The organism is Microbacterium sp. P5_B6 (assembly GCF_056400345.1).
Genome location: NZ_JBFULL010000011.1, coordinates 62,742 through 87,131 on the forward strand (window position 1 = coordinate 62,742; position 24,390 = coordinate 87,131).

Consider the following 24,390-nt stretch of genomic DNA (forward strand, 5'->3'; position numbering starts at 1 on the left):
CGGGATCAGCCGCGAAGGATCTCGCTGCACACCAGAGCTGCCGCCGCCGACCACGCCTGGGGGCGGCAGGCGGCTGGATACGGAGCCGGGACCGGCGTGTCCGCTCGCGCATCGCCGGAGTAGAGCTCCGGCATGCGGAAGCTGAACGACTCTGCCGCCGCGAGAAGCTCCTCGACCACACGGAGCGACTGCTCCTGCAGCCCGGCGCGGTGCATGCCGCGCGCGATGATGGCCGTGTCATGCGCCCAGACGCTGCCKCCGTGGTAGCTGAGCGGCCAGTAGCCCCCGGCATCCGTCGACATCGTCCGGATGCCGAACCCCGACGACATCGTKGGGCCGACGAGCAGATCGGCGACGGCCGCTTCCTCAGCCGGCTCGAGGATCCCCGTGCCGAGCAGATGGCCGATGTTGGACGTCAGCGTGTCGACCGGCCGCCCCTCGCGGTCCAGCGCGATCCCGGGGTAACGGCCCTCCGGGGTCGTGACCCAGAACCTCTCCGCGAATCGCGCCTTCAGATCGGCCGCCCATTCGCGCAGGCGATCCCCACCTTCGCGCCCGAACCGGTCCAGGAGATCGGCGCCGACTGTCGCCGCTTCGTGGGCGTATCCCTGCACTTCGCACAGTGCGATGGGGCCCTCCGCCAGCGTGCCGTCGCGCCACTGAATCGAGTCGCCGGAGTCCTTCCAGCCCTGATTCGACAGGCCGTGCCCGGTCTCGTCGACGTAGTCGAGGAAACCATCGCCCGCGCTCGCGAGCATCCAGTGCAGCGCGCGTTCGAGGTTGGGCAGGAGCGCCTGGACCTCGGCTTCGGGCATCCCCGCCTCCGATGCCTCGGCGAGCAGGGTCACCCAGAGCGGAGTCGCGTCCACGGTGCCGTAATAGAGGGGCGGGAGCACGATGCCTTCACCGGGCAGCGTCAGCTGACCCGATCTGACCTCGTGGAGGATCTTGCCGGGCTGCTGCGCGGTCGCGCGGTCGGTCGTGGTTCCCTGCAGACGGGCGAGGACGCGAAGAGTGGCTGCTGCAACCCCGGCGTCCATCGGCAGCGCGAGCCGCGCCGTCCAGAGCGAATCGCGCCCGAAGAGCGTGAAGAACCAGGGGGCGCCGGCCGCGAAGAACTCGTCTTCCGGGTGGTCGGGGAGAGACAGGCGGAGCGCATCGAGGTCGGACACGGCGGCACCCAGCCAGCGGCGGACCCGCGAGTCGGCAGCGGGAGCGGCATCCGTCCCCCCGCCCCACGCGCTCGATGAGACGCCCGCGACCACGAGCGCCGGATCGTAGAGGTGCGAAGACCATTCGACGGTCGTCTCGCCGAGCGGGGGGCACGTGAGCGTCCACGAGAGGGTGACGACGTCGTCTGCCTCGATGCGCGCCTCGGGGGCTGCGAGGGTGAGCACGGGTCCGTCCGCGTCGATGCGCACGGCATCGCCCTTGTCGGTCGCCGTCCAGCCGCGGCCGCGGGAGTGTCCGGACTTGACCTCCTGCATGGGCGTGAAGTCGGGTGCGAGCCGCAGTCGAAGGGTGGTGGTGAGCGGCTCGCTCAGATGCGAGGAGACGGTGATCACCTCTCGCACGAAGCCGTCCCCGACCGTCCGGCGTCGCCGCAGGCGCACCTTGGGATCGGGCCACCGGTCATCCACTCCGCGCAGCAGGGCGCCGAACTCCACCTCCGACGCCGAGCGCTCGGAGACCACCACCCATTCGGGCGAGACCACCGTGCCGCCCGACTCGGTGTACGCCAGCGTCGCCGCCCGTACGAAGCGGGTATCGCCGTGGTAGATCCCGTCGATCGGCTGATCGCCCATGTCGCCTGATCGCCCCGACCAGACCTGCGTCGGCGCGCGCAGCGCGACGATCGAATCGGACAGGAACGGCTGCCGTCCCTGGGTCATTCCTTCACCGCGCCTTCTGAGGCGTTGAGGATCCGCCGTTGGAAGATGAAGAACATCACGGCGACGGGAATCGTCATGATGGCCGCCGCGGCGAGCTTCAGCGGGTACTGCGTTCCCTGGCTGAGCTGACCAGACGCCAGCGCCGCGACGCCCTTGGTGAGGGTCGTAAGCTCAGGCGACTGCGTGGCGACGATGAAGTGCGACAGCTCGTTCCATGATCCCTGGAACGACAGGATGATGATCGTGATGAGGGCGGGACGCGCCATCGGCAGCACGACAGACCAGAAGGTCCGGAATGTGCCGGCGCCGTCGATGCGCGCCTGCTCCTCGACGCTGACGGGGATGGACTCGAAGAAGTTCTTCATGATGAAGACGCCGGCGGCGTCGACAAGCAGAGGCAGGATCATGCCGGGGTACGAGTCATAGATGCCGAGCTGGTTGATCACGAGGAACTTGGGGATCAGGAGCACGACCGCGGGCACCGCCATCACGGCGATGAGCGCAGCGAACACGACGCCCCGCCCTCGGAAATTGAGACGGGCGAGCGCGTAGCCCGCCAGCGAGTCGAAGAAGACGCGCCCTGCGGTGACGAACACGGTGACGATCGCCGAGTTCATGAACCAGAGCGGGAAATCCGATCTGAGGAACAGGCGCTCGTAGGCCGCGGTGGTCCACACCTGGGGGATCAGGCTGATCGGATCCACGGCGGCTTCGGCATCCGTCTTGAAGGAAGTCGCCACCTGCACCAGGAACGGATAGATGTAGACGAGCGCTATCGCGATGAGGATCACGTAGAGCACGAGCTGGGAGATCAGTCGCCGACGAGGGAGCCGTTCGCGCGGGGGGTTCGCATTGCGCTGGGGCTCCTTCTCCTTGGTCAGGACCTGAGCCTCGGGGAGGGTGGTGCCGGTCATGAGGCGGCCTCCTTCTTCGTCGGACGACCGCCCTTGGCTGCGGCGGGAGGGCGAGTCGGGGGAGCGGCCGTCGAGCTCACCTGGTATTCCCGGATGCGGCGCTTCGAGACCGGCCGGTCTCGCAACACCCATCTCTGGAGGATCGTGAAGAGGACGATGATCCCGAAGAGAATGAAGGCGATCGCCGCACCCTCGCCCCAGTCCTGGTTGGTGAACGCCGACTGGTACGACAGATAAGCCGGGGTGAGGGTGGTCTTGCCCGGCCCGCCTTTCGTGCCCGTGTAGATCTGCTCGAACACCTGCCAGCACCCGATGAGYCCCAGCGTCAGGACGGTGAAGAGGGTGGGTCGCAGTTGCGGCAGCGTGACGCGCCAGAAGCGCTGCCAGCCGTTGGCGCCGTCCATCATGGCGGCCTCGTCGACGTCGCCCCCGATGTTCTGCAGACCCGCGAGGAACAGCAGCATGAAGGTGCCGCTCGTCGTGAAGATCGCCATGAGGATGAAGGCCGACATGGCCACCGACGGGCCGGCGATCCACCCCCACCAGGTGACCCCCAGGGCGCCCCCGGACACCAGCGCCGCAGGCGGCGAGTCCACGCCGAACCAACCGAGGAAGATGTGGACGACGCCGCGCGGGTCCCTGAACCAATTCGGGCCGTTGATTCCCACCCAGGACAGGATCTCGTTGACCACTCCCGTGGCCGAGAAGAGGAACAGCCACAGGACGGTTATCGCCACGGAACTCGTCACGGAGGGGAAGTAGTACGCGGTGCGGAAGAATCCCCGACCGCGCAGGATGGCGCGGTTCACGAGAACCGCCAGCAGCAGGGACAGCGCCGTCTGCAGTGGGACGACGAGCAGCACGTACCACGCGTTGTTGCGGAGCGAGATGCCGAAATCTCGAGTCTTGAGTCCACCATCCGTCGTGATGGCGGCATAGTTCTCGAGGCCGACGAAGCTGACTCTCGGGGAGAGAGGGCTGCCCCTGCCGCTCCAGTCCGACACGCTCACCCACAGCGCCATCAAGACAGGGATGAGCAGGAAGACACCGAGGATGATCAGCACCGGGGCGGTGAAGAGCCACCCGGCCAGGCCCTCGCCGCGCCGGAGCCCCGAGCGGGGGCTCCGAGCGCGGGGAGGCACCACGGTCGCAACGGACATGTCGCTAGCCGATGATCGCTTCGATGTTCGACTGCGTCGTGGACAGCATCTCCTGCGGGTCGCCGGTCTTGAGCGACTCGAGTTCGGAGTTGAAGTCCGTGATCACCGAGGCGATGCCGTCCGTCGTCGGGACCCCCTTCGCGTAGTCGGCTCCGGCCAAGAAGGCGACGTACTGCGGGTTGTCGGCACTCCACTGTTCAGCGGCCGACTGGATCGATGGCATCGGCCCGAAGGCCTTCGAGAACGCGAGCTGCTGCTCGGTGCTCGTCAGATACTCGACGAGGTCGAGTGCGGCCTTCTGGTTCGGGCTGTCGGCGGCCATGCCCCAGCAGTTCGTGAACTGCATGGTGCCCTTGCCCGCCGGGCCCTCCGGAAGCTCAGCCACGATGTAGTCGACATCGGGGTAGTCGTTCGTCATGGCCCCCGAGATCCAGTTGCCCTCGATCGTCATGGCGGACTGCTGCTTTCCGAACGCCTCGCCACCCCATCCCGCGCCCAGATCGACCGTCGCGTACGCGAACGAACCGGCGTTTAGCTGCTCCTGTACGTAAGTGAGGGCTTCGAGGTTCTCGGGGCTGTCGGCGACCGCTGTCGTGCCGTCATCGCTCACGAGCTGACCGCCCGCCTGCGCCATGAAAGAGCCGAGTCGCTGGTACTCCGCTCCGAAGGAGAGCCCGACCACTCCGTCCTTCGTGAGCTTGGCAGCAACGTCGGCGAGCTGATCCCACGTGGTCGGGATATCGGCCTCCGTCAGGCCGGCGGCATCCCACAGCCCCTTGTTGATCACGAGGCCGAGCGTCGAGAAATCCTTCGGAGCGCAGTAGAAGTCGCCGTCGACGGTGAAGTTCTGCACGAGAGAGGGGTAGAAGTCGTCCTTGTTGGCCAACTGGTCACCGTAGGGCTTGAGCGATCCATTGCCGGCGTACCCCGCGACCAGTTCGCTGGCGAGGTAGAAGAGGTCCGGCGGTTCGCCCCCGGCGAAGCCCTGCGAGAGCTGCTGTGAGAGGTCGCTCGCGACGACCACCTCAGCGTCGACGCCGGATTCCTTGGACCAGGCCGCCACCGCCTCATTGACGGCGTCCGTCTCAGCGTCGCCGCTGGATCCGATGAGGACCGTGAGCGAGTCCTCGGAGCTCGTCAGCTCGCCGTCGGGCGCGCCTCCGCTTCCCCCTCCGCCGTCGTCGAAACCCTGCCCGCACCCGGCCAGGACCAGTGCGGTGCTTGCTGTGAGCGCGCCGACCGTGAGGGCCCGCGCTGCTGTGTGGCGCTTCATGACATCTCCTTCGATGCTCGGATGAGATTTGATCGTTCAAACCTCGGTCGCGGGTGCCAAACTATTCACCGGTCGGCCACAGTGTCAAGGGGGATGCGACGGGTCGGAAAGGTGGTAGTCGATGGGTGATCGGCAGCCGACGGTCGAGGATGTCGCGCGGCTCGCGGGCGTGTCGCGACAGACCGTGTCGAACGTGCTCAACGCGCCCGACATCGTCCGGGCTCCGACGAGGGCGCGCGTCGAGGCGGCCATCCTCCAGCTGCGGTACGCGCCGTCGATGGCCGCTCGCCGGCTGCGCACCAGACGCAGCGCAACCATCGGGATCCACCTGGATCCGTACGCCGGAGGCATCTCGGGCATCGTTCTGGACCGCTTCATCCACGCTCTCACCGAGCGAGCGACTCCGCGTGGGCTCCGCCTGCTCGTCTATGCGGCCGCGGACCCCGAGGAGGAGATTCGCCGGATCAGGCAGCTGCGCGAGGGAGCCGAGATCGACAGCATCGTCTTGACGGGGACCTTCAAGGGGGATCCGCGGGCCGAATGGTTGGTGGAGCACGGCGTGCCCTTCGTCGCGTTCGGCAGGCCGTGGGGCGAGCCAGGAGACGGAATTCAGATGGGCGACCCTGCTCGGCCATGGGTGGATGTGGACGGTGCAGCGGGCACACGGGCTGCGACCCTGCACGCGCTGCAGTCGGGACGCGACGTCGCCTTCCTCGGCTGGCCGTCGGGATCCGGAACCGGGGACGACCGCGAGCGCGGGTGGCACGAGACCATGGCATTCGGTGTCCAGGACCGCACCGACCTGCGCTGGACGTCCCTCGACAACGTGGCCGAGGCGCGCGCGGTCACCGAGCGGGCGCTCGATGCGGCATCCGTCGATGCCATCGTGTGCGCGAGTGACACCCTTGCTCTCGGCGCACACCTGGCCGCTTCGCATGCCGGCAGATCCGACCTCGTCGTGGTGGGCTTCGACAACACCCCCGTCGCCGAAGCGCTGGGCATCCCGAGTGTGGAGCAGCGGCCCGAGCGCGTGGCCGAGGCGGTGCTCGACCTGCTTGTGGAGGAGCCGGGGGCGGATGCTGCTCCCCGCCATCGTCTGATCGAGCCACAGCTCGTCCTGCGGGCGGCCGCTGCGGTCTAGCCGCCGTTTCCGGCACCCGCGAGGTCAGCCGGCGTCCCGGCCTCCCGGTCGGCCACGGCGCGGGCGGCCTCAGGCGGCGCGGCCCGGCCTCCGGGTCTCAACCGGCGGCCTCAGGCGGCGCGCCCGGCTTCGGCCGGCGGCCCGGACTCCGCGGTCTCAACCGGCGGCGGCCTCGGCGAGCCCGGCTTCAGCCGGCGTCGGCCGCGGCGAGCCCGGCTTCAGCTGGCGGCGACCCGGCCCCCGGGTCTCAAACCGGCGGCGGCCGCGCGCGGCTTCAGCTGGCGGCGGCCGACGCGTACAGGCGGCGGGAGAGGTCCGCGGCGGCGCGCGCAACTGCCTCGGCGAGGGGAGCGGCATCCCGATCCGAATCGGCCGGCCAGGTGACCGCGATCGCCGCCGTCGGCCAGCCCACGTGATCGAGCACGGCGGTGGCCACGGACCGGAGTCCCCGAGTGACCTCGCCGTCCTCGGTCGCCCACCCCGTCGCGCGCACGTCGCGGAGAAGCTCCCGCAGTTCGGCGCGAGTGCGCGGACCGCTGCCCGTGCGGTCGGCGAAGGCCGAGGCATCCGGGAACAGCGCGCGCACCTGCTCGCGGGGGAGCGCCGCGAGCATCGCCCGGCCCGTCGCGGTGAGGTGCGCGGGGAGGCGCACCCCGACGTCCGTGACGAGAGCCGGCCGGCGCGCCGCGCGCTCCTCCACGATGTAGACGACGTCGCGTCCGCTCATGACGGCGAGGTGGGCGCTCTCGCCGACGCGGTCGACGAGGTCGGCGAGCAGGGGGCGCCCCAGGCGCGCGAGCGGCGCTTGGCGCGCGTAGCCGCCTGCCAGCTCGAAGGCCGAGACGCCCAGACCCCAGCGGCGCTCTCCCGGAACGTGCACGACGAAGTGGTGCTCCTCGAGCGCGCCGAGCAGGTGGTACACGCTGGACCGCGGGATGCCGAGCTGCGTTGCGATCGTGAGGGCGGCGACCGGGCCGCGCTGGCGGCCGAGGAACGACAGGATGCGCAGCGTCTGGTCCGCGGCCGGCACCTGCGGCTTCGCGGCGGCAGGGCGGGAAGGTTTGTCTGGCATGGCAGACAAAGGATGCCACGCGCGCCTGTCGAGCGACAGTCCTGAGGTGTGGAATCGACGCATGACCACCGTCACCGCCTCCCCGCGCGTCGTCACGGTCGGCGCGCACCCGCTGCATCCGGACGACGTCGTCGCGGTCGCCCGTGACGGCGCGCACGTCGCGATCGAGCCGGATGCCCTGTCGCGCGTCGCCGCCACGCGCACCCTCATCGAGGCCCTGGCCGACGATCCCGCGCCGCACTACGGCGTCTCGACCGGCTTCGGGGCCCTCGCGACGACCTTCATCCCGCTCGAGCGCCGGATGCAGCTGCAGGCATCGCTGATCCGCTCGCATGCGGCGGGCACCGGCGACGAGGTCGAGAGCGAGGTCGTGCGCGCGCTTCAGCTGCTGCGGCTGCAGACGCTCGCCTCGGGTCGCACGGGCGTTCGTCCCGTCGTGGTCGAGACCTACGCGGCCATGCTCAACGCCGGGATCACCCCGATCGTGCGCGAATACGGCTCGCTCGGCTGCTCGGGCGACCTCGCACCGCTGTCGCACGTGGCCCTCGCCGCGATGGGCGAGGGGCAGGTGCGGGTGGGCGGCGACGCGATGCCGGCCGCCGAGGCGCTGGCCGCAGCATCCATCGCTCCGCTCGAATTGCGCGAGAAGGAGGGTCTCGCCCTCATCAACGGCACCGACGGCATGCTCGGGATGCTGCTCCTCGCGCTGCACGACCTGCAGGTGCTGCTCGACACCGCCGACATCGCCGCCGCGATGTCGATCGAGTCGCAGCTCGGCACGGACGCGGTGTTCGCCGCCGACCTCATGGCGCTCCGGCCTCAGCTCGGCCAGGCCGCCTCCGCGGCCAACCTGCGGACGCTGCTCGGGGGCTCGGAGATCATGGCGTCGCACCGTGACCCCGCGGTGTGCACGCGGGTGCAGGACGCGTACTCGCTGCGCTGCTCGCCGCAGGTGCACGGGGCGGCCCGCGACACTCTCGCGCACGCCGCGCTGATCGCCGGGCGCGAGCTCGCGGCATCCGTCGACAATCCCGTCGTGACCCCAGACGGCCGGGTCGAGTCCAACGGCAACTTCCACGGCGCGCCCGTGGGCTACGTGCTGGACTTCCTCGCGATCGCGGTGGCCGATGTGGCGTCGATCTCGGAGCGGCGCACCGATCGCGCCCTCGATGTGGCGCGCAGCCACGGGCTGCCTCCGTTCCTCGCCGACGAGGTCGGCGTGGACTCGGGCTTGATGATCGCGCAGTACGCGGCGGCCGGGATCGTCTCCGAGCTGAAGCGGCTCGCGGTGCCGGCATCCGTTGACTCGATCCCGTCGTCCGCGATGCAGGAGGACCACGTGTCGATGGGCTGGGCGGCCGCACGCAAGCTGCGCCGCGCGATCGACGGCCTCGCCCGCGTGCTCGCGATCGAGGTGCTCACCGCGGCGCGGGCGATCGACCTGCGCGCGCCGCTTGAGCCGGGGCCCGCCACCGGCGCGGTGCGTGACCTCGTGCGGACGGTGGCGGCCGGTCCTGGCCGTGATCGCTTCGTCTCGCCCGACATCGAGGCCGTGACCGGGCTCGTGATCTTGGGCGCCGTGGCGGAGGCGGGCCTCGGCGAGGCATCCGTCACCCACCGTCCTTCGCCCGCCACAACCTCGGAGAAACCCACGATGTCGGAGGGAACCCGATGAAAACGTCCGAAGAACTGCAGATCTCCGGAGATACGGCGGGCAGCGGGGGCACGGTGGCAGCAACGCGGGTGGTGCGGGACGCGAAGCTCGGAGTGCGTGATGACGGGCTCGGAGTGCGCGATGCGGGGCTCGGAGCGCGCGATGACGGGCTCGGAGTGCGCGATGCGGGGCTCGGAGTGCGGGATGCGGGGCTCGGAGTGCGCGAAAGCGAGGAGATCCGCAAAAGCGAGGAGCCGGGAGCGTGATCCGGTCCTCGGAATCGCGGATCTCCTCTGGAACGAACGGAGAAGTCATGTCTGAAACCACGATGGCCCGGGTCGTGCGTGCGCCGCGCGGCAACGAGCGCACCGCGAAGAGCTGGGGCGCCGAGGCCGCAAAGCGGATGCTGATGAACAACCTCGACCCCGAGGTAGCCGAGCACCCTGAAGACCTCGTCGTCTACGGCGGCACCGGCAAGGCCGCACGCAGCTGGGAGGCGTTCGACGCCATCGTGCGCACCCTCGACGAGCTCGAGCCCGACGAGACGCTGCTCGTGCAGTCCGGCAAGCCGGTCGGTGTGTTCCGCACCCACGAGTGGGCGCCCCGTGTGCTGATCGCCAACTCGAACCTCGTGGGTGACTGGGCGACGTGGCCCGAGTTCCGCCGGCTCGAGCAGCTCGGGCTCACGATGTACGGGCAGATGACCGCCGGCTCCTGGATCTACATCGGCACGCAGGGCATCCTGCAGGGGACGTACGAGACCTTTGCGGCCGTCGCCCGCTCGCTCGGTCGAGACGACCTCGCCGGAACCCTGACCCTGACGGGCGGATGCGGCGGCATGGGCGGCGCGCAGCCGCTCGCTGTCACCCTGAACGGCGGCGCGGTGCTGATCGTCGATGTCGACGAGTCGCGGCTCGCCCGCCGGGTCGAGCACGGGTATCTCGACCAGTACACGACCGATCTCGACGAAGCGATCGCGCGGGTCGTCGCCGCGAAGGCCGAAGGTCGCGCGCTGAGCGTCGGCGTGGTCGGCAACGCGGCGCTGGTGTTTCCGGAGCTGCTGCAGCGCGGCATCCCGATCGACATCGTGACCGACCAGACGAGCGCGCACGATCCGCTCGCGTACCTGCCCGTCGGGGTCGCCGTCGAGGACTGGGCAGTCGAGGCCGAACGCGATCCCGAGGCCTTCACCGAACGCGCGCGGGGGAGCATGGCCAAGCAGGTGGCGGCGATGGTGGGATTCCAGGATGCCGGGGCCACCGTCTTCGACTACGGAAACTCGATCCGCGCCGAGGCGCAGCTGGGCGGCTTCACGCGGGCCTTCGAGTTTCCGGGCTTCGTACCCGCGTACATCCGGCCGCAGTTCGCCGAAGGCCGCGGGCCCTTCCGGTGGGTGGCGCTCTCGGGCGACCCCGAGGACATCCGCAAGACCGACCGCGCGATGATGGAGCTCTTCCCCGACAACGCCGGGCTCGTCCGCTGGCTGCAGAAGGCCGGCGATGCCGTGCACTTCGAGGGGCTTCCGGCCCGCATCTGCTGGCTCGGCTACAAGGAGCGCCACCTCGCGGGGCTGAAGTTCAACGAGATGGTCGCATCGGGCGAGTTGTCCGCGCCGATCGTCATCGGGCGCGACCACCTCGACGCGGGCTCCGTCGCCTCGCCCTATCGCGAGACCGAGGCCATGGCCGACGGCTCCGATGCGATCGCGGACTGGCCGCTGCTCAACGCCCTGCTCAATACCGCCAGCGGTGCGGCCTGGGTATCGATCCACCACGGCGGCGGGGTCGGCATCGGCCGCAGCATCCATGCCGGGCAGGTCACCGTCGCCGACGGGACGGCGCTCGCCGCCGAGAAGCTCGAGCGCGTGCTGACCAACGACCCCGGCACGGGTGTGATGCGGCACGTCGATGCGGGCTACGACCGCGCCAAGGAGGTCGCGCGCGAGCGCGGGCTGAAGGTCCCGATGCTGGACCAGGCATAGGGCCCCGGCATCCGTGTCCCACTTTCTGCATGCTGCATCCGTATCAACGGCGAGAAAGTGGGACATGCCGGAGAGGACGGGGCGGGAGAGGACGGGGCGGGAGAGGACGGGGCGGGAGAGGAAGGGGCCGGAGAGGACGGGGCCGGAGAGGACGGGGCAGGAGAGGACGGGCGCCGGTCAGTGGGATGCTGCCGGGTGGATGCAGAGGCGGGGCTTGCTGGGCCCGGTGGGTGTCGAATGGGACGCAAGGGGAAGGATGCTGTGAGCGCCACGCTGATCACGAACATCGGCGAACTGACGACGAACGTCGCAGCCGACGGGGATCTGTGCGGGACGATGCGCGACGCGGCCATCCTGCTCGATCACGGACGGATCGCGTGGATCGGACCGGCCGCCGAGGCCTCGGGGTCCACCGGGATCGAGTTCCCGCGTCAGGGCCGACACACGGCGCCTTCCGCGGTGGCAGCTCGCCATGACGGTGTATCGCGCGCGACCGGAGCCGACGAAGAGATCGTGGTGGTGGATGCCGGGGGGAGAGCCGTCATCCCCGGCTTCGTCGACTCGCACACGCACCTCGTCTTCGGCGGGGACAGGGCCGACGAGTTCGAGGCGCGCATGGCGGGCACGCCGTATGCCGCGGGAGGCATACGGCGCACGGTGGCGGCGACGCGCGCGGCGACCGAGGATGAGCTGCGCGCTCACCTGGCCGGTCTCGTCGCGGAGTTGCGGGCCCAGGGCACGACGACGTTCGAGGTGAAGACGGGGTACGGCCTCAGCGTGCACGACGAGGCGCGCCTCGCGCGGCTTGCCGCCGAGGTCACGCCCGAGGTCACCTACCTCGGGGCGCACGTCGTGCCGGCGGAGTACGCCGACCGGCGCGACGAGTACGTCGACCTCGTCTGCGGCGACATGCTCCGCGCCTGCGCTCCCTCCGCACGCTGGATCGACGTCTTCTGCGAGCAGGGAGCATTCACGCCGGAAGAGTCGCGGCGAGTGCTGACAGCGGGCCTCGCCCAGGGCCTGCTGCCCCGCGTGCACGGCAATCAGCTCGGGCCGGGCGACGGTGTGCAGCTCGCCGTGGCGGTGGGGGCGGCATCCGTCGACCACTGCACCTATCTCGACGACGCGGACGTGGCCGCGCTCGCAGCGAGCGACACGGTCGCGACGCTGCTTCCCGGCGTGGAGTTCTCCACGCGGCAGCCCTACCCCGATGCGCGCCGGCTGATCGACGCGGGAGTGACGGTCGCTCTGGCGAGCGACTGCAATCCGGGGTCGAGCTTCACCAGCTCGATGCCCCTCATGGTCGCGCTCGCGGTGCGCGAGATGGGCATGACCCCCGATGAGGCCGTCTGGGCGGCGACGGCGGGCGGGGCTCGCGCGCTGCGTCGAGACGATGTCGGCGTCGTCGCGCCGGGCGCACGCGGCGACCTCGTCCTGCTCGACGCGCCCACCCGCGTCCATCTGGCGTACCGCCCCGGCGTCCCGCTGGTGAAGGCGGTCTGGAAGGACGGCGTACGGCTGCGGCCGGCTGCGCAACTCCTCTGAACCGCATCGCGACGCTGCCGACGCGCCGCGAATGACCCGGTCCGCTCGCAGGATCGGAGGAGTTGTGCAGGCGCCGGTCTGTCAGTGCGGTGCCGAGAACGTCCAGGAGTCGGGGTCTAGGGCAGTCGCGACCGCCCAGTCGTCGGCGTCCCACGTGAACGTCGCGACAGCGCAGGTCGGCATGTGCTCGATCTCGCCGGAGAGGCGCCCGGCGAGCACCGACATGCCGGGATCGTGGGCGACGACCATGACGGACGACACGCCGGAGTCCGCGGCCGCCTGCAGCAGCGCCGAGGCCGGAGCGCCGTACAGCGCTTCGTCGAGGCGGACCTCCAGGCCGAGCGCCTGCCCGAAGTAGGCCGCCGTCGTGCGGGCCCGCAGGGCGGTGCTCGCGAGGATCGCCTCGACCGGGAAGCCGGAGTCGGCCAGGCGCTGCGCCATGATCGGCGCATCCCGCAGGCCGCGCTCGTTGAGCGGACGGTCGTGATCGTCGAGCGAGGCGTCGCCCCAGTCCGATTTGGCGTGCCGGACGAGTACGAGCGATGTCATGGGGTGACCCTTCCTGCCAGGAGTTCCAGCACACAGAGAGCAGCGAGCCGCACGGTCCGGCCATCGGGCGCGTCCGCCGTCGCGTCGACTTCGACGATGTCGGCGCTCGTCACCCGCGGGTCGGCTGCGGCGGCTCGGACGAGCGAACGCAGCTCCCACGCGGCGAGGCCGCCCGGGACGGACGCCGGGCAGCCCGGTGCCACCGACCGGTCGCACACGTCCACGTCGATGTCGAGGTGCACGCGCGGGGCGGCATCCGATCCCGCGATCTCGAGCGCTTCGCTCGTGACATCCGGGATGCCGCGGCGGCGCACGTCGTCGAGGGTCACCACGGTGATGCCGAGGTCGGCGGCGCGGCGCGCATAGGCCGCCGAGTTGGCGAAGTCCGCGATGCCAACCTGAACGATGCGCCGCGGGTCGAGGCCGTCCGCCACGAGCCTGCGCACGGGCGAGCCGTTGGACACGCCGTCGCGCAGGTCGAAGTGCGCGTCCAGCGTGATGAGCCCGGTGGCACCCGCACCCTGGGCGACGGCGTAGGTGGCCGAGTTGTCGCCGCCGAGCGCGATGACGAGTCCGGCTCGCGCGGCGAGCGACCGGACCGACTCGCGCACCCGCCCCTCGCCCTCGGGACCGTCGGGATCCGCGACGTCACCCGCGTCCGCGATCGCGAGCACCGCGTCGAGATCCCGCGGGGGAGAGCCCATCAGGGTCGCGCTGTAGCGCTGGAGCGCCTCGCGCACAGCAGCGGGCGTCGCGTGCGCCCCGGTGGGCGAGAGCGACGTCTTCCAGGCGGGCACGCCGAGGATGACAGCATCCGCTCGCCCTTTGACGTCCGAGAGCGGCGGCCAGCCACCTGCACGGGGCCAGAGGGGATCGTGCGCGAGCGCCATCAGATCGACACGTACGCCCAGGCGATGTGGCCGCTCGCGAGGGTCACCGAGATGCGACGGTAGAGCGAGACCTCGTACTCGTCTGCCGCGTCGAGCTCGTCTTCGGTGACCAGCAGGGCGACCCCGACGACTTTGTCTCGGGGATTTCCGGTCGGCCGCACGATGGGATGGGTGCCGAGGCCGGACAGGTCGACGATGCGGTGATCGTCGATGTCGGCGTAGTCGACGGTGTAGCCCGGCAGAACGTCGGGCGCGCCCTCGATCAGCCGTCCGAAGGTGTCGAGCTGCACTTCGGGATGCTGCAGGGTGCCATAACTGAAGAGGAGCTGGTCTGCGACCTCGGGCATGCGCCCAGGCTATCCGAGCAGAGCGTTCGCGATGGTGAAGATCGCCAAGCCGGCGAGCGCTCCGACGATCGTGCCGTTGAGGCGGATGTACTGCAGGTCGCGTCCGACCATGAGCTCGATCTTCTCGGTCGTCTCGGCGGGGTCCCAGCGTTCGACCGTCTCGGTGATGATCGAGGCGATGTCATGGCGGTACCGATCCACGACGAACACGGCGGCATCCGTCACCCAGGTGTCGACGCGGTGCTGCAGCGCCGGGTCCGTCGTCAGTCGATCGCCGATCTCCGCGATCGCCGTCGCCGCCCTGCGCCTGAGCCCGCTCTCGGGGTCGGCAAGCGAGGTGAGAAGGCCCGACTTGGCCGTGTTCCACACCTCGGCCGCGAGCTCGCGGACCCGCGGGCTGTCGAACACCTTGACCTTCGCGTCTTCGAGGCGACCGATCGTCGCGGGGTCGTGCTGCAGGTTCTCCGCGAGGCGGACGAGGTACCCGTCGATCGCCTTGCGTGCGGGGTGCTGCTGGTCGGCCCGCACGGCCGCCACGAACTTCAGGGCCTCGTTGTAGACCGTGTCGTCGACGAGCCTCTGTGCCACAGAGGGGAGCCATGGGGGCAGCCGGCGGGAGACCAGTCCCGTGAAGGCCGCCTGATTGCCCGCCAGCCAGGTGCCGATATTGTCCACGCCGAGATCGACCGCGCCGTGGTGTGCGCCGGACTCGACCAGCCGGCCGAGCCATGCGCCGAGCGGGGGTCCCCATTCGGGGGCGATGAGGTGCTCGCGGGCGAGCTCCTCGATCACGTCCTGCACATCGTCGTCGCTCAGGGCTTTCAGGATCCCCGATGCCATCGCCGACCCCTCGGCCGCGACGCGTTCGGCGTGTGCGGGAACTCGGAGCCACTCACCGCCGCGCGCGGCGATGGCGGTGGCCTGAAGCTTGGTGCGCACGACGTCGCCACGCAGGAACTCGGTCTCGACGAACTCGCCCAGCGTGCGGCCGATCTCGTCCTTGCGGTTGGGGATGATCGCCGTGTGCGGGATCGGGATGCCGAGCGGATGCCGGAACAGGGCCGTGACGGCGAACCAGTCGGCGAGTGCACCGACCATGCCGCCCTCGCCCGCTGCCCGCAGGTACGCCAGTGCGGGGACCTGCTCCTCGAACGCGAATGAGACGAGGAACACCAGCGCCATGGCGATGAGCGCGCCGAGCGCCACGCCCTTCATCTGCTGAAGCCCGCGGCGGCGCTCCTGATCCGCCGGGCTCAGGAGGGTCGTCTTGGTGACGGTCATCGCGCCAGCATCCCATGCCGGGGCGGCGCGGTCGCCGACGATTGCCGGAAAGTGCTCAGGATGATAGGTGGGTTCGGCGTTGCCCGGGAGTGTCGACGGCTTGCAGCGGAAACTGCTCAGGCTCAGGTGTCACCGTGCGCAATGCTCAGGTGCAGCAACTGCCGCTGGGCCTGAGCACTTTCCTCCCAAGGCCTCCCACACGCCGATCGGCCCACAGACTGTGCCAGTGCGACGGTGATCTTCCTCGCTGGATCTCAGCATTTCGGGATGGAAGAACTTCACATCCTCAATCGTCAGGAAATCCACGCGTTCGGCCTGTCGAATCGGCAGATCGCGCGGGCCGTCACGGAGCGAACGCTTCTGCGGCCCCGGAAAGGCCGGTACCTGCTCGGAGGTGCCCCGGCCGATGTGGTCGCTGCAGTGGGCGTCGGCGGTCGGCTTACGTGCGTGTCCGAGCTGAGGAAGCGAGGCGTGTTCCTGATTGAGGCGCCGGATCGCGTGCACGTTCATCTGGAGAGGAACGCAAGCCGCCTGGGCGGGAGCAAGGACTCACGGCCGAAGCTGCACTGGCAGTCGCTCTCCCGCGAGCCGCACCCGCACGCTCCGTCCGTGCTCATGGTGGATGCCCTCATCCACGCCGTTCAGTGTCTCGATGCGCAGGCAGCCGTGGTCGCGCTCGACTCCGCGCTCAACAAGCGGCTGATCCGCGAGGAGGACCTCGGGGAGATCTTCCGGGCGCTTCCCCGCGGGTACCGCCGGCTGCGCCGTCGCGTCGACGGCAGAGCCGAGTCAGGAACGGAGACCATCGTGCGCCTCATGATTCGGTCGCTCGGCTCCCGCGTCAAGCTTCAAGTCGCCATCTCGGGCGTGGGCCGGGTCGACATGGTCGTCGATGGCTGGCTGGTCGTCGAGTGCGACAGCAAGGCTCATCACAGCGACTGGGAGACCCAGCGGGCGGACCGGCGGCGCGACCAGCAGTTGGCGCAGCGGGGATATGCCGTTTACCGCCCGATCGCCGAGGACATCCTCTACCACCCGGAGGAGGTCCTGCGAGCGCTTCGCGGGATGATCGACGCGTGGCGGTCGAGGGGTCGCCCGCGCTGACCGGGCGGCGGGTGCTCGGCCGCGCTGGGTGCGGGGCGGCGCGCTCGCCGGCGGCGCGCTCGCCGGCGGCGCGCTGAGGGCAGGTGCGCTGAGGGCAGGTGCGCTTTTGCGGGGTGGCGCGCTGAGGGCAGGTGCGCTTTTGCGGGGCGGCGCGCTGAGGGCAGGTGCGCTTTTGCCGGGCGGCGCGCTGAGGGCAGGCGCCGGAAAGTGCTCAGGTTCAGGGGGCGACTCTGGGGGCTGCGCCCGTCGAGCGGGCCATCCAGCCTGAGCAGTTCTCGGTTCTGCCCGTGAAGCATGCGGTTCCGGAGCCGGGTGGTTGAGGATCGTCGGACGCGGGGCGCTGGTGGACGAGCGGAAAGTGCTCAGGATGATAGGTGCGTTCGTGGTGCTCGGCGGGCGTGGCGTGCCGCTGGGCCTGAGCAGTTCCCGCTCAGCCGTCGAGCGGCCCCAGCCACGCGGTCGCTACGGTCGAGTGCGCGGACTCCGGATCGGACGGATGGAAGAGGCCCGCGAGCACATCGCGGTACAGGCGGCTGAGCTCGGACCCGGCGAAGTACGACGACCCTCCGGCGACGAGCACGGCGTCGTCCACGATGCCCTTGGCCGCCGTGACCGCGCGGTGCTTGACCCCCGCCAGCAGGGAGAACCACCGTGCACCGTGGTCGGCCAGGTCGTCCACGTCGCGGCTGAGCGATTCCAGCTGCGGCGGGAGGGCGTCGTATGCGAGGGCCATGTCGGCGATGCGCCAGCGGATGTCGGGGTCCTGGCTGTAGGTCGTGCCGGAGCGCTTGGAGGTGCGCTTCCGGGCTGTTTCGACCGCGATATCGAGCGCCCGGCGGGCGATCCCGGTGTACACCGAAGCCAGGAGCAGCTCGAAGACGCTGAAGATGCCGAACACGAGGGGATCCGGGTTGGGCCCCGCATCAAGGCGCCGGACGACGCGATCGGCGGGTGCGACGGCACCGTGCAGCTCGGTCGTCCGGCTCTGCGTCGCCCGCATGCCCAACGTGTCCCAATCGTCCCGGGTGACGACCTCGGCTGATCGCGGCACGAACGCGTAGACCATCTTGGGAGCGTCGGGACTTGTCGTGTCGAGCCCGTGCAGGCCGAGCTGCGTCCAGACGGGGGCGAGCGAAGTGAAGATCTTGGTGCCGGTGAACTCGTACGCTCCGTCCGCCCGGGGCGCGGCATCCGTGTCGCTTCCGAACAGGACGAGGTCATTGCCGGCCTCGCTGATGCCGAAGGCGAACACCTCGCCGGCCGCAGCCCCCTCCTGCACGAACCGCAGGCTGTCGCTTCCGCGGTCGGCGAGGACCTTCGCGACGCCGGTCCACACGAGATGCATGTTGACGGCGAGGGCCGTCGCGGGTGCGGCGCCGGCCAGGCGCTGCTGGAGCACGGATGCCTCGGCAAGGCCGAGCCCGCCGCCGCCGAGTTCGCGGGGAACGAGGATCGCCAGATAGCCCGCGGCCGTGAGCTCGGCGAGATCGGCCTCGGGGAACGTGTTCTCACGATCGTGCACCGCCGCGCGCTCGCGGAAGCGCCCGATCAGCTCATCGGGCAGGAGGACGGTCGGGTCGAACGGCGTCGCGGTCACGTCCTCATTCTGCCGTCGGATGCCGAGGCCGGCGCGGTGCCGCTGGTGCCGAGCCGGGGCCGTGCCGTCTCGGCGGATGCCGAAGTCGGCGCCGTGCCGCCGGATGCCGAGCCCGGCACCGTGCCGCCGGATGCCGGGGCCGGCGCGGTGCCGCCGGATGCCGAGCCCGGCGCGATGCCGCCGGATGCCGAGCCCGGCGCGGTGCCGCTGGATGCCGAGCCCGGCGCGGTGCCGCCGGATGCCGAGCCCGGCGCCGTGCCGCCGGATGCCGAGCCCGGCGCTGTGCGCAGCGGGCCCATCGACGCTCCCGTACGTCCCTGAGCCTCGACACGGTGCGCCACCGCCACCCGCGGAGCTCGCCGGGTGGGACGATGATCGCAACCTCGCCGCAAGGGAGCCCTCATGTCCCGCCTCACCCAGACTCTGATCCCGCCGTCGCAGAGACAGTCGGCCGAAGCCCTCAGCGAGGCCCTCGACCTCAGTCATGGCGACACCGTCAGCAAGCGCACCGGCTTCCTCATCATGCTGACGCTCGCGGGCACGATCGCGATCGCCGGTGTGCTCACCGACTCCACCGCGACCGTCATCGGCGCGATGATCATCGCGCCGCTCGGCACCCCCATTCTCGGGATCGCGCTCGGCATCGTCACCGGGCACCTGAGCCTCGTGGTGCGATCGATCCTGTGGGTGCTCTCCGGGGTGGTGATCGTCGTCGTGCTCGGACTGTTCTTCTCCGTCTTCGTCGCGACGCCCGAGAGCCTGGCCACGAACTCGCAGGTGCTCGGGCGCACCTCGCCGAGCCTCATGGACCTGGTGGCCGCCGTGGCGACCGGCTTTGCGGGCGGCTTCGCGATGTGCCGGAAGGACCTGAGCGCGGTGCTGCCCGGAGTCGCCATCGCCATCTCGCTCGTGCCCCCGCTCGGGGTCGTCGGAGTCTGCGCCGGTCAAGGTCAGTGGAGCGACGCCCTGGGTGCGCTGATCCTCTTCCTGTCGAACGTCGTCGCCCTCGTGATCGCCGGCAGCATCGTCTTCACCATGGGCGGGTACGCGCGCGACCCCGGCTCGTCTCCCGACGCGAACCGTCGCCGCGCCTACATCGTCGTCACGGTCCTCGGGCTGATCATCGCGGTGCCGCTCGCGGCCAACTCGATCGTCTCGGTCGCGCTCGCCCGCTGGTCGGTGTCGATCCAGCAGACGGCGGTGACGTGGCTGGAGGACGATCCGGGCGCGCGCGTGTATGACGTGGACTGGTCGGGGCTGGTGGCCACCGTCGATGTCACCACAGACGACGGGTCGATACCGCCGATCGAAGACTTGAGAAGCAGCCTCGCCGAACGGCTGCCCGACTATGTGGGCGTCATCGTCGACGCCGGTCTCGGCGTCGAGCACGTCGTCCGCTGACGGACGTCCTTCACGGCGAGGGTCAGCCCTTCAGCGCCTGATGCAGGTGGCGGATCGTGTCGTCGGGCAGATCGCGGTGGGGGGAGTGGCCTGCCCCGGTGACGACAGACACCGTGACGCGGGGATTCGCGCGCACCTGGTCGACGAGGGCGCCTTTGAAGATCGAGTAGACCTTCGGGTCGGACGCGATCACATGGGTCGACACCAAGAGGCGGGATGCGGCATCCCGAACGTCCCAATGGATGTTCTGCGCGCTCGTCTGCTCGACCGCCCACCGGCTCGCCTGCTGCGCGGAGAGGGCCTTGAGCTCGATGTCGTTCTCGTGCCAGTGCGGGTGCTCGGCGCGCACGGCGCGCTGAGTGGGGTCGGCGAACGACCGCTCCTGCGAGTCGCGGACGACGTCGCGGTCGTGGTCGCTCAGATGGATCGCCGGGTCGACGAGGATCAGCCGGCGCGTCCAGCCGAAGTGCTCGGCGGCGGCCAATGTGGCGGCGGCGCCGCCGAGCGAGTGCGCGACGACGAGCTCCCAGTGGTCGCGGCCGTCCGGCCGGGTGATGGCAAGGTCGGCGGCGTAGGCCTCGAGCGTGTAGTCCAGGGCGCGCGGAGCGCTGCCGTGACCGCGCAGATCGACGGCGACCGCGTGCCAGCCCGCTTCGGCCAGAGCGACGCCGTAGCGCCACATCAGCGCGGCGTTGGACCCGAGTCCGTGGACGAGCAGAGCGTGACGCGACGAGGAAGGGTCGCCCCACGCGAGACGAGGGAGGATCACCGGAGCGGGCATGCGCAAAAGCCTATTGCGCGGCCAGGGCCGTGCTGGCCGCGAGAGGATGGTCGCCATGATCTCATCCGAGCTGGCAGTGGCGTTGAAAGAAGCGGGCCTCATCTGGCATCCGGCCTCCGGTGACAGGTTCCAGCTCAACGAGCCGGAGTTCGAGGCCGACATCTTCACGGTCAGCGACATGACGATCGAGCCGCGGACATATCCGACGGGCCAGATCCTGGCGTTCAACGGCACGACGGAGTGGGCGCTGGATTCGGTCGCCCTCGAGGATGCGCTGTGGCTGCCGCGCGAGGACCAGCTGCGGGAACTGCTGCGCGGAACCTTCCGATCGCTACGGCGCCTCGCCGACACGCACGAGGTCGAGATCGTGGTGGGTGACGAGCACCGGGTGTTCCCGCATCCCGAACCTGCCGATGCCTACGCCCTCGCGCTGCTGGCGCTGCTGGAGCGGCTCGCCTGAGTCAGACGCCGATCGCGAGCGCCGCCGTGTAGCCGTTCGTCGAGCCCGTCATCGTCGCGATCTGGTGGATCCCCCCGTCGTCGCGGAAGACGGTGTCGGTCTGCAGCGAGGTCTGTGAGAGGTTCCGGACGCTCTGCTCGTAGCCGGAGGTCGCGTACACCTCAGCGCTCGTCTCCGCCGGCAGGGCGATCTGGCTGGTCTTGACGATTGGGCCGGACGCCACAGCTGTGGCGACATCCTGATACACCTCGAAATGGATGTGGGGCCACCGACCCGAATAGCACGCGGGGTAGATCGAGGTGAAGGTGACCGTGCCGTTCGCATCGGTCTCCTGCACCCCTCGAAGGTAGTTCTCGTTCTCGGCGCCCGCGCTGTAGAGGGAGTACCGGCCCTCACGGTCGCAATGCCACAGGTAGACGCCTCGACCGGCCAGGGCGGCGCCGGTTGCGGCATCCCGCACCGTCAGTGCGATCGTGAGCGGGATGCCGCCGGCCACGGCGCTCGAGGCTCCGAAGCTCGACCGGATGTCGGTGCGGACGATCCCCGAGTCGTCGAGAATGTTCACACCGTTCGAGCCGTCGCCCGGATAGGGCCCGCCTGTCTCATCCGGCACTTCGGCGAGGGGAGCGGATGCCTCGGCCGAGGTGGTGGCGGAGGGACTCGGGGTCGCAGGGGGAGTCGCCGACCCCGAGCCCGAGGGAGTGGCCGCGGCATCCTCCGTCGTCGCTCCGCACGCTGCCAGCAGGCTCGTGAGCGCGAGTCCGCCGAAGATGCCGAGGGCGCGACGCCGATTGATGAGCGTCTGGACGTCGTACACGAGCCCGCGATGGTCTTCGTCGATGCGGCGGCCATTGTCGTCCAGCCAGCGATCTTCTGTCATGGTTCCACTCCACAGTCCCCGACTATGCGATCGCTATGGATGCCGCCTGAGGCGGTCAGGTGATGGTCTGGACCGGCTCGGTGTCGGGGATGGGGCTCGCGTCGCGGCCGCGGAGGTCGGGGAACGACCGCACGAAGACCGCCGAGACGATCAGGCCGACGACGGCGAAGCCGGTCGCCGCCCAGTACGCGCCCTGCGGGCCGCTGCCGTCGATGAGGAAGCCGGCGATGGCCGATCCCGCCGCGGCGCCGATGAGCTGCCCGGTGGCGACCCATCCGAACGATTCCGCCGTCTCGCTGAACTTGACGCTCGCCGACGTCATGGCGAACATCACCGCGAGCGCGGGCGCGATGCCGACCCCCGCGAGGACCAGCGATCCCCCCAGCCACCAGATGTTGAGCGAGACGGTCGTGAGCGCCAGGCCGCCGGCGACGACGGCGAAGCGCCGCGCCATCGCCCACGGCCCGATCGGGATATGCCCGAACGTCAGGCCCCCCGCGAGGCTGCCGATCGAGAAGACGGCCAGGACGATGCCGGCCTCGAGCCCCTCGTGGCCGAAGGTGGCGACCACGCCGGCCTCGACGGCGGCGCAGGCGCCGATCAGGAGGAACCCGGTGATCGTGGCGAGCAGCACCGGAGGCTTCGCGAGCACCTTGCCGATGCTTCGCCGGCTGCGGGGGATGCGGACGCGCCCGACCTCGGGGGAGAGGATGAACCACGCGCCGCCGCCCAGCAGGATCACGACGATCAGGAGGAGCGCCTGCACGGTGCCCACCTGAGTCGCGACGAAGGTGATGAGCACCGGCGCCACGATCCAGATGATCTCCTGCAGTGAGGCGTCGAGCGAGAACAGCGGCGTGAGCTGCCGCGAGTTGACCATCTTCGGGTAGATCGTGCGCACCGCGGACTGGACCGGCGGGGTGGAGAGCCCGGCGACGATGCCCAGCGCCATGTAGCCGGGAAGCGGAAGTTCGAGCAGGGCCAGTGCGGTGATGGCGGCCGCGCAGATGAGGAGGGTGGTCGTCAGCACCCGACGCATGCCCCAGGCGCCCATCCAGCGGCTGGTCACGGGACCGGCCACCGCCTGACCGACCGACGTTGCGGCCAGCACCAGTCCGGCAGCGGCGTACGAGCCGGTGATCTGCTGGATATGGAGCAGGATGCCGAGGCTCGTCATCCCGTTGGGGAAGCGTGCGACCAGCTGGGCCGCGATGATGCGCGCGACGCCCGGTGTGCGCAGCAGCTCCCGGTATCCCGCCATCCCTTCAGGCTATCGCGCCCCTTCTGATGGATGAGGGCACGCTCGGGCCGAAGGGCGGGCCGCCGACACGCCGTCCGCGCGGACTCGCCCGAAACGGATGTCGGAACCCCCGCGTAGCGTCTGAACCTGTGGATGAATCGCGCTCCGGCGATCGAAACGACCCCGATCCAGGCGTTTTCCCAGGGTTCTGACCAATGTGCCCGGCTGTGGATGAAACGGTGGAGAACCTGTGTTGTACATGGGGAGAACGGTGGAAAACTACACGGATGTAACTACTAGCCCTTGTGGTGCTACCCAATGTCGGTACCCATATGTAGTATTGGACTCCCGGTGGGGGGACCGCCGGTCACGACACCGGCTGTGAGGGGAGAAACGATCTATATGGCGATCACGGTTTACACGAAGCCCGCCTGCGTGCAGTGCAACGCGACGTACCGCGCACTCGACTCCAAGGGAATCGACTACGAGGTCCTCGACCTCACGCAGGATCCCGMTGCGCTCGAGCAGGTGAAGGCACTCGGCTACCTGCAGGCTCCCGTCGTCATCACCGACGAAGACCACTGGTCGGGCTTCCGTCCCGACAAGATCGACGAGCTCGCCACCCGTCTGGCATGACCGCAATGGCAACCGCGGTCGCTCAGGCGAGCAGCGCGGTTGCCGAGACAGCCGCGCCGCTCCTGGTCTACTTCTCGAGCACATCGGGCAACACCGCCCGTTTCGTCGAGAAGCTGGGGCTGCCGGCTGTCCGCATCCCCCTTCACCCCACCGAACGTCCGCTCGTCGTCGATGAGCCGTTCGTCCTGGTCACTCCCACCTACGGGGGYGGCCAGGGAAGAGGCGAGGAGAAGGGCGCTGTTCCGAGGCAGGTCATCAGGTTCCTCAACGACGAGGCCAACAGACGCCTGATCCGCGGAGTCATCTCCGCGGGCAACACGAACTTCGGCGAGCATTTCTGCATCGCCGGCGACATCATCAGCCGCAAGTGCCACGTGCCCCACTTGTACCGGCTAGAACTCTTCGGCACACCAGAAGATGTTGATCGCGTGAGCGACGGATTGGAACGATGGTGGAAGCAGCATTGAAGGAGACCGACTTCGCGTCGGATCAGCGGTTCGAGGGTCTCGACTACCACTCGCTGAACGCGATGCTCAATCTCTACGGTCCGGACGGCAAGATCCAGTTCGACGCAGACAAGCGGGCCGCCCGC

24 protein-coding genes are annotated in these 24,390 nt (G+C 69.9%); 11 read left to right on the forward strand and 13 right to left on the reverse strand.

Going from position 1 to position 24,390, the window contains the following annotated elements:
* Positions 1-5: 5 nt before the first annotated feature.
* Genes AC1DP3_RS14510 through AC1DP3_RS14525 form a run of 4 tightly spaced genes read right to left on the reverse strand, consistent with a single transcriptional unit; the run spans position 6 to position 5,239 of the window.
* Positions 6-1,892, reverse strand: coding sequence for a glycogen debranching N-terminal domain-containing protein (locus tag AC1DP3_RS14510; RefSeq protein WP_477294453.1), 1,887 nt, complete (start codon positions 1,890-1,892; stop codon positions 6-8).
* On the reverse strand, positions 1,889-2,806 hold the full coding sequence (locus AC1DP3_RS14515; protein ID WP_477294455.1) for a carbohydrate ABC transporter permease: 918 nt from the start codon (positions 2,804-2,806) through the stop codon (positions 1,889-1,891). The genes AC1DP3_RS14510 and AC1DP3_RS14515 overlap by 4 nt, the downstream gene beginning before the upstream one ends.
* Positions 2,803-3,966: a carbohydrate ABC transporter permease gene (locus tag AC1DP3_RS14520; RefSeq protein ID WP_477294457.1), complete on the reverse strand. Its 1,164-nt coding sequence runs from the start codon at positions 3,964-3,966 to the stop codon at positions 2,803-2,805. Before AC1DP3_RS14520 ends, AC1DP3_RS14515 begins: the two co-directional genes overlap by 4 nt.
* A 4-nt stretch (positions 3,967-3,970) precedes the next feature.
* Complete coding sequence (locus tag AC1DP3_RS14525; protein ID WP_477294458.1) at positions 3,971-5,239, reverse strand: sugar ABC transporter substrate-binding protein; 1,269 nt, start codon at positions 5,237-5,239, stop codon at positions 3,971-3,973.
* A gap of 121 nt (positions 5,240-5,360) precedes the next feature.
* Here AC1DP3_RS14525 and AC1DP3_RS14530 point away from each other — a divergent pair, with 121 nt between their 5' ends.
* Positions 5,361-6,380, forward strand: a complete 1,020-nt coding sequence (locus AC1DP3_RS14530) for a LacI family DNA-binding transcriptional regulator (RefSeq protein WP_477294460.1) — start codon at positions 5,361-5,363, stop codon at positions 6,378-6,380.
* Between the two features lie 274 nt (positions 6,381-6,654).
* On the opposite strand, the gene AC1DP3_RS14535 is transcribed toward AC1DP3_RS14530, so the two are convergent.
* Complete coding sequence (locus AC1DP3_RS14535; RefSeq protein WP_477294462.1) at positions 6,655-7,452, reverse strand: IclR family transcriptional regulator; 798 nt, start codon at positions 7,450-7,452, stop codon at positions 6,655-6,657.
* Positions 7,453-7,513: 61 nt separating this feature from the next.
* Here AC1DP3_RS14535 and hutH point away from each other — a divergent pair, with 61 nt between their 5' ends.
* The 4 genes from hutH to hutI all read left to right on the forward strand — a co-directional run bounded on the left by hutH (position 7,514) and on the right by hutI (position 12,632).
* The gene (hutH, locus tag AC1DP3_RS14540) at positions 7,514-9,127 is read left to right on the forward strand and encodes a histidine ammonia-lyase (protein ID WP_477294464.1); all 1,614 of its coding nucleotides are present in this window, start codon (positions 7,514-7,516) and stop codon (positions 9,125-9,127) included.
* Entirely contained in the window at positions 9,124-9,372 is a 249-nt protein-coding gene (locus AC1DP3_RS14545) for a hypothetical protein (protein ID WP_477294466.1), read from the forward strand. Before hutH ends, AC1DP3_RS14545 begins: the two co-directional genes overlap by 4 nt.
* A 47-nt stretch (positions 9,373-9,419) precedes the next feature.
* The gene (gene hutU / locus AC1DP3_RS14550) at positions 9,420-11,087 is read left to right on the forward strand and encodes a urocanate hydratase (protein WP_477294467.1); all 1,668 of its coding nucleotides are present in this window, start codon (positions 9,420-9,422) and stop codon (positions 11,085-11,087) included.
* Between the two features lie 261 nt (positions 11,088-11,348).
* The gene (gene hutI, locus AC1DP3_RS14555; protein WP_477294469.1) at positions 11,349-12,632 is read left to right on the forward strand and encodes an imidazolonepropionase; all 1,284 of its coding nucleotides are present in this window, start codon (positions 11,349-11,351) and stop codon (positions 12,630-12,632) included.
* A gap of 81 nt (positions 12,633-12,713) precedes the next feature.
* On the opposite strand, the gene AC1DP3_RS14560 is transcribed toward hutI, so the two are convergent.
* The 4 genes from AC1DP3_RS14560 to AC1DP3_RS14575 are packed head-to-tail and all read right to left on the reverse strand — an operon-like array spanning position 12,714 to position 15,699.
* Positions 12,714-13,181: a SixA phosphatase family protein gene (locus tag AC1DP3_RS14560; RefSeq protein WP_477294471.1), complete on the reverse strand. Its 468-nt coding sequence runs from the start codon at positions 13,179-13,181 to the stop codon at positions 12,714-12,716.
* A complete protein-coding gene (locus tag AC1DP3_RS14565; RefSeq protein WP_477294472.1) occupies positions 13,178-14,071 on the reverse strand; it encodes an arginase family protein in 894 nt (297 codons plus the stop codon). Before AC1DP3_RS14565 ends, AC1DP3_RS14560 begins: the two co-directional genes overlap by 4 nt.
* The gene (locus AC1DP3_RS14570; protein ID WP_477294474.1) at positions 14,071-14,418 is read right to left on the reverse strand and encodes a gamma-glutamylcyclotransferase family protein; all 348 of its coding nucleotides are present in this window, start codon (positions 14,416-14,418) and stop codon (positions 14,071-14,073) included. Before AC1DP3_RS14570 ends, AC1DP3_RS14565 begins: the two co-directional genes overlap by 1 nt.
* Before the next feature lie 9 nt (positions 14,419-14,427).
* Positions 14,428-15,699 carry a DUF445 domain-containing protein gene (locus AC1DP3_RS14575; protein ID WP_477294476.1) on the reverse strand — a complete coding sequence of 424 codons (1,272 nt, stop codon included), beginning with the start codon at positions 15,697-15,699 and terminating at the stop codon, positions 14,428-14,430.
* Positions 15,700-16,170: 471 nt separating this feature from the next.
* Here AC1DP3_RS14575 and AC1DP3_RS14580 point away from each other — a divergent pair, with 471 nt between their 5' ends.
* Positions 16,171-16,803, forward strand: coding sequence for an endonuclease domain-containing protein (locus AC1DP3_RS14580; protein ID WP_477294477.1), 633 nt, complete (start codon positions 16,171-16,173; stop codon positions 16,801-16,803).
* A 430-nt stretch (positions 16,804-17,233) separates the two neighbouring features.
* On the opposite strand, the gene AC1DP3_RS14585 is transcribed toward AC1DP3_RS14580, so the two are convergent.
* Positions 17,234-18,400: an acyl-CoA dehydrogenase family protein gene (locus AC1DP3_RS14585; protein ID WP_477294479.1), complete on the reverse strand. Its 1,167-nt coding sequence runs from the start codon at positions 18,398-18,400 to the stop codon at positions 17,234-17,236.
* Positions 18,401-18,436: 36 nt separating this feature from the next.
* Between AC1DP3_RS14585 and AC1DP3_RS14590 the strand changes: the two genes are divergently transcribed.
* Together AC1DP3_RS14590 and AC1DP3_RS14595 are read left to right on the forward strand one after the other, a co-directional pair.
* On the forward strand, positions 18,437-18,721 hold the full coding sequence (locus AC1DP3_RS14590; RefSeq protein ID WP_477294481.1) for a hypothetical protein: 285 nt from the start codon (positions 18,437-18,439) through the stop codon (positions 18,719-18,721).
* An 81-nt stretch (positions 18,722-18,802) separates the two neighbouring features.
* Complete coding sequence (locus tag AC1DP3_RS14595; protein WP_477294482.1) at positions 18,803-19,801, forward strand: TIGR00341 family protein; 999 nt, start codon at positions 18,803-18,805, stop codon at positions 19,799-19,801.
* 22 nt (positions 19,802-19,823) lie between these two features.
* On the opposite strand, the gene AC1DP3_RS14600 is transcribed toward AC1DP3_RS14595, so the two are convergent.
* Positions 19,824-20,582 carry an alpha/beta fold hydrolase gene (locus tag AC1DP3_RS14600; protein ID WP_477294484.1) on the reverse strand — a complete coding sequence of 253 codons (759 nt, stop codon included), beginning with the start codon at positions 20,580-20,582 and terminating at the stop codon, positions 19,824-19,826.
* 55 nt (positions 20,583-20,637) lie between these two features.
* On the opposite strand from AC1DP3_RS14600, the gene AC1DP3_RS14605 reads away from it, so the two are divergent.
* Positions 20,638-21,042, forward strand: a complete 405-nt coding sequence (locus AC1DP3_RS14605) for a pilus assembly protein CpaE (RefSeq protein WP_477294486.1) — start codon at positions 20,638-20,640, stop codon at positions 21,040-21,042.
* Position 21,043: 1 nt separating this feature from the next.
* On the opposite strand, the gene AC1DP3_RS14610 is transcribed toward AC1DP3_RS14605, so the two are convergent.
* Together AC1DP3_RS14610 and AC1DP3_RS14615 are read right to left on the reverse strand one after the other, a co-directional pair.
* Positions 21,044-21,922, reverse strand: coding sequence for an intradiol ring-cleavage dioxygenase (locus AC1DP3_RS14610; RefSeq protein ID WP_477294487.1), 879 nt, complete (start codon positions 21,920-21,922; stop codon positions 21,044-21,046).
* 55 nt (positions 21,923-21,977) lie between these two features.
* A complete protein-coding gene (locus tag AC1DP3_RS14615; protein ID WP_477294489.1) occupies positions 21,978-23,183 on the reverse strand; it encodes an MFS transporter in 1,206 nt (401 codons plus the stop codon).
* A gap of 381 nt (positions 23,184-23,564) precedes the next feature.
* Between AC1DP3_RS14615 and nrdH the strand changes: the two genes are divergently transcribed.
* Both nrdH and nrdI read left to right on the forward strand, forming a co-directional pair.
* Positions 23,565-23,798 (forward strand): glutaredoxin-like protein NrdH, encoded by a 234-nt coding sequence (gene nrdH, locus AC1DP3_RS14620; protein WP_477294491.1) that lies wholly within the window; start codon positions 23,565-23,567, stop codon positions 23,796-23,798.
* Positions 23,799-23,803: 5 nt separating this feature from the next.
* Positions 23,804-24,265, forward strand: coding sequence for a class Ib ribonucleoside-diphosphate reductase assembly flavoprotein NrdI (gene nrdI, locus AC1DP3_RS14625; RefSeq protein ID WP_477294497.1), 462 nt, complete (start codon positions 23,804-23,806; stop codon positions 24,263-24,265).
* The last annotated feature ends 125 nt before the right edge of the window (positions 24,266-24,390 follow it).